At 65.4% G+C, this 9,833-nt stretch carries 13 protein-coding genes; 3 read left to right on the forward strand and 10 right to left on the reverse strand.

Translation table 11 applies throughout. The features are described 5' to 3' along the window. Nucleotide 1 precedes the first annotated feature (1 nt). The gene (locus tag AB0H36_RS41625) at nt 2–1,129 is read right to left on the reverse strand and encodes a three-Cys-motif partner protein TcmP (RefSeq protein ID WP_360536482.1); all 1,128 of its coding nucleotides are present in this window, start codon (nt 1,127–1,129) and stop codon (nt 2–4) included. 491 nt (nt 1,130–1,620) lie between these two features. Continuing rightward, nucleotides 1,621–1,908, reverse strand: coding sequence for a hypothetical protein (locus tag AB0H36_RS41630; RefSeq protein ID WP_360536484.1), 288 nt, complete (start codon nt 1,906–1,908; stop codon nt 1,621–1,623). 495 nt (nt 1,909–2,403) lie between these two features. On the opposite strand from AB0H36_RS41630, the gene AB0H36_RS41635 reads away from it, so the two are divergent. Beyond that, the gene (locus AB0H36_RS41635; protein ID WP_360536486.1) at nt 2,404–2,829 is read left to right on the forward strand and encodes a hypothetical protein; all 426 of its coding nucleotides are present in this window, start codon (nt 2,404–2,406) and stop codon (nt 2,827–2,829) included. 136 nt (nt 2,830–2,965) lie between these two features. On the opposite strand, the gene AB0H36_RS41640 is transcribed toward AB0H36_RS41635, so the two are convergent. From AB0H36_RS41640 to AB0H36_RS41670, 7 genes are all read right to left on the reverse strand, one after another. After that, the gene (locus tag AB0H36_RS41640) at nt 2,966–3,268 is read right to left on the reverse strand and encodes a hypothetical protein (RefSeq protein ID WP_360536488.1); all 303 of its coding nucleotides are present in this window, start codon (nt 3,266–3,268) and stop codon (nt 2,966–2,968) included. A gap of 716 nt (nt 3,269–3,984) precedes the next feature. Then, nucleotides 3,985–4,953, reverse strand: a complete 969-nt coding sequence (locus AB0H36_RS41645; protein ID WP_360536490.1) for a M48 family metalloprotease — start codon at nt 4,951–4,953, stop codon at nt 3,985–3,987. A gap of 220 nt (nt 4,954–5,173) precedes the next feature. Next, nucleotides 5,174–5,605, reverse strand: a complete 432-nt coding sequence (locus AB0H36_RS41650) for a hypothetical protein (RefSeq protein WP_360536492.1) — start codon at nt 5,603–5,605, stop codon at nt 5,174–5,176. 150 nt (nt 5,606–5,755) lie between these two features. Next, on the reverse strand, nt 5,756–6,694 hold the full coding sequence (locus AB0H36_RS41655; protein ID WP_360536494.1) for an ImmA/IrrE family metallo-endopeptidase: 939 nt from the start codon (nt 6,692–6,694) through the stop codon (nt 5,756–5,758). A 46-nt stretch (nt 6,695–6,740) separates the two neighbouring features. Further along, nucleotides 6,741–7,082 carry a hypothetical protein gene (locus AB0H36_RS41660; protein WP_360536496.1) on the reverse strand — a complete coding sequence of 114 codons (342 nt, stop codon included), beginning with the start codon at nt 7,080–7,082 and terminating at the stop codon, nt 6,741–6,743. Beyond that, nucleotides 7,075–7,314 (reverse strand): colicin E3/pyocin S6 family cytotoxin, encoded by a 240-nt coding sequence (locus tag AB0H36_RS41665; RefSeq protein WP_360536498.1) that lies wholly within the window; start codon nt 7,312–7,314, stop codon nt 7,075–7,077. The genes AB0H36_RS41660 and AB0H36_RS41665 overlap by 8 nt, the downstream gene beginning before the upstream one ends. Before the next feature lie 656 nt (nt 7,315–7,970). After that, complete coding sequence (locus AB0H36_RS41670) at nt 7,971–8,246, reverse strand: tyrosine-type recombinase/integrase (RefSeq protein WP_360536500.1); 276 nt, start codon at nt 8,244–8,246, stop codon at nt 7,971–7,973. Between the two features lie 4 nt (nt 8,247–8,250). Between AB0H36_RS41670 and AB0H36_RS41675 the strand changes: the two genes are divergently transcribed. Together AB0H36_RS41675 and AB0H36_RS41680 are read left to right on the forward strand one after the other, a co-directional pair. Further along, nucleotides 8,251–8,448 (forward strand): UTRA domain-containing protein, encoded by a 198-nt coding sequence (locus AB0H36_RS41675; protein WP_360536502.1) that lies wholly within the window; start codon nt 8,251–8,253, stop codon nt 8,446–8,448. Beyond that, the gene (locus AB0H36_RS41680; protein ID WP_360536504.1) at nt 8,445–8,978 is read left to right on the forward strand and encodes a hypothetical protein; all 534 of its coding nucleotides are present in this window, start codon (nt 8,445–8,447) and stop codon (nt 8,976–8,978) included. The genes AB0H36_RS41675 and AB0H36_RS41680 overlap by 4 nt, the downstream gene beginning before the upstream one ends. A gap of 104 nt (nt 8,979–9,082) precedes the next feature. On the opposite strand, the gene AB0H36_RS41685 is transcribed toward AB0H36_RS41680, so the two are convergent. Then, a complete protein-coding gene (locus tag AB0H36_RS41685) occupies nt 9,083–9,700 on the reverse strand; it encodes a hypothetical protein (RefSeq protein WP_360536506.1) in 618 nt (205 codons plus the stop codon). Nucleotides 9,701–9,833 lie beyond the last annotated feature (133 nt).

Raw genomic sequence — 9,833 nt, forward strand, 5'->3', positions numbered from 1 at the left:
ACTACGGCACGACCACCGTCACGCCGGCGGCGAACTGCTGCTTCGGCCCCTTGGGTCGGTTGACCTGGATCAGCCCGGCCTTCTCGAGCTGCTTCAGCGTGGCGGTCAGGTGGGGCTTGCGGTACGGCGTTTCGAGGACAACCCATTCCTCGATGCTGGGTTTCACCATGACGGGACCAGCGCCCGCGTACTTGTGCAGGAGCGCGGAACGGAGCGGGGTGAGGTCGGCCTCTGGGGTGAACAGGACGTCCAGGCCCGCCAACCGGTCGGAGAAGGAGAAGTCACCGGACGGCGCCGTCTTCCACATGGCGTCCTTCATCTTCTCCACACCCAAGATGTGGCGTGTTCCGTGGATGAGGTAGTACCCCACGTTCCCGGTCGAGTTCTTCATCGCAAACCACCGCACCCACGGGAAGTCGGCGACCTCCACCAGCTGGCGGATGTACACGTCACGCAGGTGCGCGACCCGGTCCGTGCCGTCGAAGTCGGCGAGGACCTGCTCGGCGTCCAGGCCGAACAACTCGTTCATGTTCTCAGTCTGGTCAGGATGTTCGATGAACCGGTTGATGAAGCCCACCATGAAGTTGATGAACACCTCGCAGCTCTTGTGGTTCAACAGCTCGGCGAGCAGCTTCATGGGCAGGCCCGTCCAACCGAACGGGTCGACGAACGCGAACGTCGGAGCCAGGCTCCTCTTCTGTTCCGCGAGCCAGTCACACATCGCTTGAGCTTCCTGCTCGAACGTGCCGTTCACGACTCTCGTCTTCACGTTGTCGGGGAACGGTCGGTCGTTCTCCGCTGCCCACGCTGCCTTGAACCCGTCGATCGCCGACAGCAGGCTGGCCGCGTTGTCCTCGTCGTGCTCGATGAAGAGAAACACGAACTCGCGATGCGACATCCGCTGCCAGTGCGAGTGGTTCAGCAGCGCCGACAGCGCGATGATCGGGGATCCCTTCGACCCATCGTTGTAGATCCCGCGCCCCGCGAAGCCGTCCAGCACCAGAATCCGGCCGTTGGTACTCGCGAGGATCGGAAACCACGCGAGCAAGTACTGCTCGAAGATCTCGTGCTTCGCCTTGGTGTGGTCGGGGTACGCCCATTTCCCCGGATCGGAATCCTTGGTCTTCATCCAACAGCCCCCAGGTCGCTCGTCGTAACGCTGGCAGGTTCCCCCCTGCCGCTGAGTGATCAATAGTACGCACGGTGCGCATTCGCACTCGGCGAGTTGGGGGTCGATCCCGCCTCGTGGACGATCCCCGACCACACGTGAACAACTCGCGGCGCCGCCGGCCGCCCAGGTCTGCCCCGTGGCGAGGCCGAGCGCGCTATCACCTCAGGACTCACCGCACGAGCCCGACACCCGCGCTGTCGACCAGCCTGAACCTCGGCATCGGGCTGGTGGACCGAACGAAAGGGCCTCAAGGCCGCCAGCCAGTGGCTCCCTGAGGCCCCCTTGTACGGAACCTGTGACCTACCTCGGATCAGCCTGCTTGCCGGTGCGCTACGTCGATCGGCGGCACACCCGATCGGCGCCAGGCCCATGCCAGGGTCGCCATCGCGCCTTCGGCGAAACCCGGGCGATCGTGCAGTCCGCCGCGGGCAACCGCGAGCTCGGCGGCGTCAGTTTCCCTCGCGATCAGTTCCTCGTAGGCCTTCTGCGTGGTCCTCGGTGATCGGAGCCTGCGACCGTTGCCGGACCGGCCCGGCCGGGTAGTTGAAGGTCACGAAGGCACCAGCCAACCAGCTGCACGTCATCTGCACGCCGGTCAGGTACCAGTCGCCGCGGCCCTCAGCCGCCAGCGCGTCGCCGCGCCGCTCGGCCGTCAACCACAGACGGGCGAACTCATGCACCGGTATCCGCAGGTTCTCCCGCGGTATCCGCTCGAAATCCCGGGCAGTCAGCTCCACGCCACAACACGATCCCACCAGGCACCGGCACTTTCGACCAGGCGCGTGTTCCTCACCACGCCGCGAGATCCAGACTGTGGTCTTCCCGGCTGCCTGTCGCCTAGCGTCCAGTACTCTACGGAGGCGACTGGCGTCACGCAGTCGATGACGATCCAGCTGACAGGGGGACAGCGTCCATGGTCTACACGCACGATCGCGACCTTCATTTCACCCACGACGAGCAGCGCGGGTACTGGCACTTCGTGCTTTACATCGAGCCGCCCTTGTTCGCCGGCTCCGGCATCAACGGCCCCCTGAGCTTCGAGGCCGCTACCAGCCGCTACGCGAAGGAATGGGTCGGGCGGCTCGACGACTGCGACCCCGATGCCCTGCACGTCGCACTCGTTGGCAGCAGCGATGCGCGGTCACTGTGGGATCCGTGTGTCTACGACGACCCCGACTCCCCATCCGCGGTCGGCGGGGACGGGTGTGTGTCGCCGGACCTACCGCGATCCCGTGACCTGGCTCCCAGTGGTCGCCCGCCACTACCGGACCGTCAGTGGCAACATCGAAAACTGGGTACACCTCACGTTCGCGCCGCTCGCGCTGCCAGAAACCGAGCGACTCAGCAGCCTGATCATCGACCATGAGGCGGGCATGCAGTGGGTCCGCACCGAGGCCGGAACGCTGCACATCCTGCCCGAGCAGCGCGGCCGCGGCTACAGCGCCGGCTACGGCGGCGGCGGGCCCACTGCTCTGGCCGAGATGATCCATCAGATCGTGGAACGCGACGGGTACGGCATCTCCGCCAACGAGGCCGCGCGGCCCCTGCAGCAGGGTGATAAGGCCTGGACGTGGGTCACCAGCAAGGCCGCCGACCATACCCAGGAACTCACCCTGACCCAACTCAAGACGCTGTGCCGCACCGGCATGGTGGCATAACCGACACCCCCGAGCTGCTCGCAGATGGTCCCGCGCTGCAACCGGGTCCCGTCGGGATGCACCAAGGCCCCCACTCGGAGGGTGGGGGCCTCAGGCTGGACGGGACGCTCGCACGCCGCGTCCACAGCGTCTAAAGCTAGCGGGACGCTGGATGCGTCGGCACATCGCCCGGTGTCTTCGCCGATGTGTTCCGTGCGATCGCCACGAGCGCCAACAGTGAGTGCTCAAACCAGCCGAACACAACCCATACCAGCAGGCACCACACTGCCGTAGCCGCCATCGTTGCTAACGCAACGGTCACCGCATACGAGGCCGAGTTGTCCTCGAGCGCGATCCCCAGCGCTGAGCTCACCGCGACTACAACCGCCAGGCCGATCAGCACCCACTTGATCACGCCGATCGCCGCCGCGACCCGCGTGCCACCCTCCACGTTGGACATCGAAGTCCCCCTTTCGTCGCAAGCGATGATCTTGCGATTCGTCGCGCCTGGTCAACTATCGGTTGCTACGCCATGCCTTGAGATGTCGCGGCCGCGACACACATGCCGAATGGCGGTCGGCCTGTGGTCGCCGTGCTCAGCGATCGCGTCGTTGTGTCGCGGCCAGGTAGCAGCACAGCCCGATGGCGACGGCGTACAAGATCGCGAACCCTGTACTCATCGCCATCAACTCCTATGCGTCGACGGGCGGCCGGTTCACCCCTTGCCCAGACGATCACCGGATGGGTCGGGTAGTCTCCATCTCAGGTCGGCCCACGGGGGCGCCGACATGGCGGGCCGCGCGCAGTTGCCCGTTGGCTCGGGCCCCGGGACGGTCCCACCCTCAGAGTCAGGGGATGGGGGTGGGAACGCGTCCCGGGGCCCTTGAGCCGTCGACCAGGTACCGTGTGCGCTGGGGAGATTACCCGGGGCCAGGCCGGGGCCTTGCCTGAACGTAGCGCCGGCGGCCCTCGCCCGGGTAGCGCGTGACCAGACTTTGGACACTCTCGGTTACCGAGAAATGGCGAAATGAGGAAAATTCACGCCATGCGATCACGGATAGTGATCATTCCTCTACTTCCGGCGATACCCCCGGAGCGGCACTGAGCCCGGCCGCCTCCATCCGGCAGCAACCTGAGCCGGCGCCGCGCCCGCTCGAACCGACGCCACAGTCACACTCACAGCCCCCGCTGCGGGGTCGACGTGAGCAGCCGCTCCAGGGCCCGTAGCCGGACTGAGTCCAGCGGCTGCGCGCCCTTCAAGCCGGGTCGTGGTGCGTTGTGCCAGGCCTGCGCCCGTTGAACCTCCCGGCCGGTGAAGACCTCCGCCAAGAACTCGCCGTACCCGAGATCCACGGCCGCCCGGTCGGCCAGCTTCTCCTGTGTGCGGCCAGCCCACGGCGCCAGGACCGGCGCGAGGAACGGCGACAGCAAAAACACCACGTAGTGCGAGAACCCAAGGTAGAACCAAACCCCGAGTACACCCACCAGCAAGAACCCTATGACGATCTTGGCCAGGATCGACAACACCCGATGCCGCAAGCAAAAGACGATCACCCGGCCCATCAGGCGGGCGGGCAGAGCCAGCCAGTACAGCAGCAGCGACACCGCGCGCGGCACCGCCAAATGGTGCGCCAGCTCGTGCGCGAGGACGGCCTCCAGGTGGCGGGGCGGCAGCGAGTACACCGCCCAGCTCGTCACCGCCACGGAGGATCCCGGGGTGATCGGGGCTGTTGCCTCCGGCCCCTCGTGCACCCACACCCGGTACCGGTCGGGGTCGACCCCGGCGGCGGTGCAGACCGCCCACCAGGCCGGGCCGAGCCGCTGGGACTCCCATGCCGACGGTGGCCGGAGTCGATGCACCCGCCATGCGAGCAGATCCTCCGCACGCGGGTGAAGGACAACCACAGCCGCCGACACGCCCCAGACGGCGAGGCCGATCCAGTACAGGCCACGCCACGGGACCCCGAGGAACTGAATCGACAGCCAGCTCCACCACAGCCACGGCACAGCGACCGCCAGCTCGATCCACGCCGAGGGCTTCACCTTGCGCACGAACTTCGGCAGCTGCGGGAGCTTCGGCGGGACGATCGACCCGGGCCGTGGCGGTAGCGGCGCCGGCGGGCGGGGAGGCACCTGACCGGGCATCGCCACGTGACCAGCCCGCAGGAGGGGTGGGTGTTGCCCGGGCGCTCCGAGGGCGCGAGGGTCAGGAACCCGCGGCGAGGAGGGGTTCGGACTGTTGGCGTTTTGGTTGCTATCGGCCCCGTTCATTCTCTGCAGCGTAGTTGCGGCGCCGGGATTCGAACAGTCGTTTGCAGGTTGCTGCAGCGCTTGTGACCAGGTGGCAGAGCCACCACTCACCGGGTCAGCTCGCCCGCGATGCCTTCACCTCGATCGGCGGCACCCCCGACCGCCGCCACACCCAGGCCAACGTCACAAACACACCCTCGACGTAGCCCGGCCGTCCCGGCCACTCCCACCGGCCAACCAGTCGCTCCGCCAACAGCGTCTCTTCCTCGATCAGTTCCTCGATCGCCAAGTCGAACCTTCGGCTCAGCGGCGCCCTGGCCAGCTCACCGTGGCGCCCATCGATCGGAAACTCGTACGTGATCCCAGCGTTCGCGAGCCACCGGCAAGCAGCCAGCACGCCGGCCAGGTACCAATCGACCCCACTCTCGGACCGCAACGCGTCGTGCCGGCGCTCCGCCTCAACCCACAGCTCGGCGAACTGCACGACCTTCACACCGCGCAGGTGCTCCCGGCGGATTCGGTCCAAGTCACGGCCCATGAGCTTCATACCACAACACGATCTCACCGGCCGCCGACAATTTCCTAGGCCACGGTCCTATTCGTGGCCGTGACCAGTGGGTGGACTCGAAGTGAGAACTAGCGTGCCCGGTGCACGTCGCACCTGGGGCACGGACGCGCTTCGCCGCCACAGCGCGGGTTAGTCGCGCCGGCTGCGCCGCTTGTCGGCGTACTGGATCGCCCTCTTCACCAGGTAGAGGTCAAAGTCGGCAGTGCCGAAGAGATCGGCGCACTCGACATCGTCGGCGAGCCGGTATCTCAGCAACGTGAGTATGTCGTCGGCGCGGTTCAAATCGGGAGCCTGTGAGAGCAGGCCAGCGGTCTTCCCACTGATCTTGGCTGCCATCGAGGCAGCTCGGTCGGTTGGATAGACCGATCCGATCGCGGCCCGGAGAACCTCAGCGGCAGCGCGTTTGTCATCTGGTGGCGCAGTCCCAGTGAGAACCTGGGCCGTCTGCCACCAATCGATCGGCTGGCCCTGATGGATCACGGTGCCCTTCGAGCGGGATCGCCTATCCAGCGTTGCTAAGTTCCAAGAACCGAATTCATCCGCGTGTACGTATTCACGAGTGCCGCGACTGCTGACGAAAGGCCATCGCAGGCCAGGAACGTGGAAGACGTATCCAGGCGGCAGATTCCTAGCCAACGCGATGATGCCTGCAGATGCCGAGACATCAGCAGTAGCCAACTCCGCCAGCAACGCAGGCACCTCGCGGTAGGAACTTGTGATGGCCTGCAGAAACCTATGCGGGACGAGGAGCCTCGACGCAAAGCGGTTGGCCTCCCACTCTTGCCGCTCCGCGAGCGTGCGGCCAAGGTCGCGTTCGCTACCTTCTGGTGCCACAGCGGATGGCGCGGTGGGGTCCTGGTGGCATTGGACGATATCGACGTGCCATGATATCCGAATATGGCCATACTCGTGTGCTGCGGTAAAGCGCTTCCGGTACATCGGACTCTGCTGCCTGAGAAAGATCTTTGGCCGCTTCGAGTTCAGTTCGACTGCGAGACCGTCGCAGTTGTATGACCATTCCAGCTCTTCAACATCCGCAAACTCCTGGGCAAGCTTCAGGATGTCCACAGGCGGATGCAGGTCGAGTCGCTCAACGAGCGTGTCAGCGAGCCGTTCAACTGCGGTTATTGGGCTCATACCGTCCGGTTTGCTGTAGCCACGCGAGCAACTTCTTCGCTTCGTCGTCGTTCTCTGCCCGGGCGGCCGCCGCAGCCGCAGTGGCGACGTCCCTGATTTCCGCCACCGAGCGACGATGCTTCCGGGCAGCGAACACGAATCGGAGCGACTCTGGACGCTCGACCCACAGGCCGTACTCATCGGTCGTCAGCCCGAGGAACTCAGAAACTGAATCGGGCGCACCTGGAGTGTCATGCCAGCTATCGATGTAGTCGTCGATGTCCTGTGGCAGGGCACGACCCTCTAGAACAGCGTCAACGAACGCGGCTGTCTCAGACATCGATCCTCCTCCCTTTGCGCGGCTCCTTTATCATGGTACCGGTGACTGCGTCCAGTACGCCGATATGGCGCCCACGCGAGTTGAAAACTTCAATCTCGCCGTGTAGGGGATCCCACGTATACAGGCGCCCGTCTTTGGAGCGCCAGCGCTTCTCGCCGTTGAAGGCACCTAGGCACTCCAGTTGGTCTAGATAACACGGATCCGGTCGCGGCTTGTAGAAGCCATGTGGCACCCCCTGTTCACCCTTCCTACCCCGACGCCCGCCTCACAGACCACGACCCCTCCCTCCATGGGGTCATGGGGTAGTCACCCTAGCGGGATATCGGCCTGTCCGCAGTTGCTCAGCGTGTGCCTGACCTCACGGCTTCCCGCGCGGTTGCCGCCAGCACGCCCCTTCCCGCATTGCCTCGGCACGCGCTACCACTCGACCTCCGGCACCAATCGCACCATGGATCAGCTCCGCAGTCGTTGGAATGTCCTGCGTGGATGTGAGGCGAACGATGGTCGAGTAGCCCTCGCCGGCCACTTCGGCAACCACATCAGCGTTGGAACCCCGCACGCGCCGAGCGCCAAGGCTGCGCGTCGAGAACATCGTCGCGAACCCCGACGCGTGGGCATGGTTTTGGGCACGAACTCACGTCTACTAGCGGATGCTGGAGTCCACGGCGACCGGAGTCAAAGACACTGAAGTACGCTGCAGTTGCCTGCCTTTTACGACATGCACGTCTCTACGGATCAGAAGGTTGGGGGTTCGAATCCCTCCGAGCGCGCTTCGTGAAGGCCCAGGCAGACATTCTCTGACCTGGGCTTTTGTGTTGTTGGAGTGAACGGCACATAGCGCGGCTGTGGTGCTCGCCGCCCTCTTGACCCCCGCGATTGACCCCAACGTCATTCCTCCGGCTCCTCGAACAGGAACCCGAGCCGGTCCACGGCGTCCCGCTGCAACTCCTCGGCCACATCGACGTAGATGACCTTCGTGGTGCGGGGGTCAGCGTGCCCGAGAATGTCCTGAATCTGCTCAAGCGGGACACCCTGACTCCACAGCAATGACGCACACGAGTGCCGCAGGTCGTGGAACCGGATTCGCCGTACGCCGGACTTGGCGCACAGGGCATCGAAGTGACGGTTCACGTTCCGCGGCGGGTACGTCGACGAGCTGACCACACGGATGCCCCGACCAGACGAGGCCCGCAAGCTCGGCCTCAACGCGGGGACCCCGGTCCTGGTCTACGTGCGGACGACGTACAGCGACAAGCGACCCCTACGCCTGACGCTCACGATCTTCGCCGGCGACCGCAACCGCGTCGTGTACGAAATCGGCGACCTCCACGCGTACACCGGCGAGAACGGCGGCGCGGCGTCATGATCGTCGAACAGGCCACCATCGAAGACCTACCGGTCATCCTCGCCATGCGGACCGAGGCCAGCCAGTGGCTCGCCAAGCGCGGCATCAACCAGTGGGCAGTCGCATGGCCGAACCCCGAGGCCCAGTCCGAGCGCATCCTCACCAGCATCCGCGCCGGCGAGACCTGGATGATTCGCACCGACGACGGCAGCACCGCCGCCACGGTCGCGCTCGATTCCTTCTCGGACCCCCAGCTCTGGACGCCCGACGAGCAGGCCGAACCCGCGATGTATTTGCACCGGCTGATCGTGCGCCGCAAGTACGCCGGTCTTGTGATGACGCGATCGATTGGGCATGCGACCGCGCCGGCCAGCTCGGCAACCGCTGGGTCCGCATCGATGTGTGGACCGACAACATCGGCCTCCACCGCTACTACGAGAACCGCGGCTTCAAACACGTCCGCACCCTCGACCTGGCCGACTACCCCTCCGGCGCCCTCTTCCAACGCCCAGCAACCGACTGGCGTGGCCGGAAGACAGGTCAAGCACTGACCGAACGGCCCCAGACGCTGCCGGCCCGTCAGGGCCGTTTCGAGGCCTTCGAACGCGCACTCTGGCCGGTGCTCAACGAGGCGAGCATCTGACGATCGAACCTGCTACTGCTGGAGCCTCAATGGCCCATCATTGAGTATCAACACCACCGCGCCGACGACGTGGATTGCTGCGAACGCCAGGAACAGCGGATCGGGCAATGCGAAGCGGTAGCGCGCAGGTTCCGTGTCGTCAACAACGCCTCGTGCCCGAACCTCCGCGGCGACACGGTTGATGAGCTTCGCGAGATCGCCCTGCGTACCGAAGTTGTCGCTGAAGGCCTGGGCGTTAGCAGCCTCGACCCCGGCGGCGATGAAGCTCCGGCTCGCAGTCTTGATCCGGAGGTTACTTCCGCTGACTGCTGCCTCGACCTGCCCCAAGGGGATCGCCGCTGTCCGGAACGGGTTGCGGACGACGACATGTGTCCGCGTCACGACAAGCGAGGACGCGGCATAGAGGTACAGCCCGCCCAGCAGGACGAGGAAGAGGATCTGAAACGACCAATCGCCGCCAGTTAGGTCATCGCCCTTGCCCTCGGGAAAGTACGTAAGCAGGATGCTGAGTACCGACTCGCCCACGAGGAAGGCTCCGGCGACCGTGCGCAGAAATGGTCGGTGATAGCGCACCGGCGCGTCCGGATATGTGGCGATCGCGCGCGCTGTCCTTGGGCGCAGCAGTGTCATGCGACCAATCCTCCCCTCGAACATGCCGGCTGGTCGACACGCCGTCTTTCGTGCCCTGACTGACTCATCCCCGAATCGCGGCTCTGTTGCCGGATTGACCTCTTATGGATCAAGGGCGCGCCTTCGGCGCGCC

The organism is Kribbella sp. NPDC050820, from assembly GCF_040653975.1.
Classification (GTDB): Bacteria; Actinomycetota; Actinomycetes; order Propionibacteriales; family Kribbellaceae; genus Kribbella.